This window comes from Spiroplasma endosymbiont of Lariophagus distinguendus (assembly GCF_023846195.1).
GTDB lineage: Bacteria > Bacillota_I > Bacilli_A > Mycoplasmatales > VBWQ01 > Spiroplasma_E.
In genome coordinates this window covers 1-802 of the sequence record NZ_JALMUW010000149.1, presented here as the reverse complement: position 1 = coordinate 802, position 802 = coordinate 1, and the positions used below count along the sequence as shown (strand labels likewise).

Below are 802 nucleotides of genomic sequence, written 5' to 3'. Positions count from 1 at the left end.
TAACAACCAATATTTCACTTTGCACTTTGATTTTCAATACCTTGTTTATTATTTTTAAAATATTTTTTCTTTAATTTTTTATGATTATCTAATTCTTTATATAAATAATCAATTAATTGTTCATAATTACCATTATTAATTAAATTTTTACAGTGATTATATTCTTTTAAATATTTTCCTTTATTTCCCGCCATTATTCCAAGATATAATGTTCTAATTAAATGAAATTTATCTAAAACAAACTGTGCACCTAAATAATCAGCAACTTCTTTAATTCATCCTGCACTATCACCACAAATAATAATTTTTGCTTGTTCAATATTTTCATAAAATTTTTGACAATGCTCTTTAACAAATTCAGCAGTCTTTTTAATTCCAATTACTGTTCTTGTTGGTCTTATAATTGCTTTTACTCTTTTATTTTGTACTTTGTGATTAATATTATCTGTATATGTTACTATTAATCGCATAGAGTGTTTTATACCTTTACGTTTAAAATTTCAAAATTTTCGATGACCATCATCAATTGCTACAAAAATAGGTTGATTTTTTTCTAATTTTACTTTTACTGGATTTGCTTCAATTACTTCTAAATTTTTAAAAACTCTATGAACAGTACTAACACTAATACCTGCTTTTTTACAAATAGCACAAATATCATGATATCTTTTTCCATCAGCAAAATATTCAATAATAGTTTGTTCAACATCTTCACCAATTCTTTTATATTTAGGTAATTTTAGTCATTCATCAACTAAACAAACACGAACTCATTTTTGTAATTTTTCATCAAAATATTCAT

Annotated in this window: 1 protein-coding gene; it reads right to left on the bottom strand. The window is 23.1% G+C overall.

Annotation, left to right across the window (positions count from 1 at the left end):
• The coding region (locus tag M0D11_RS06210; RefSeq protein ID WP_252321076.1) for an Mbov_0401 family ICE element transposase-like protein at positions 1–802 on the bottom strand (802 nt) is incomplete at both ends.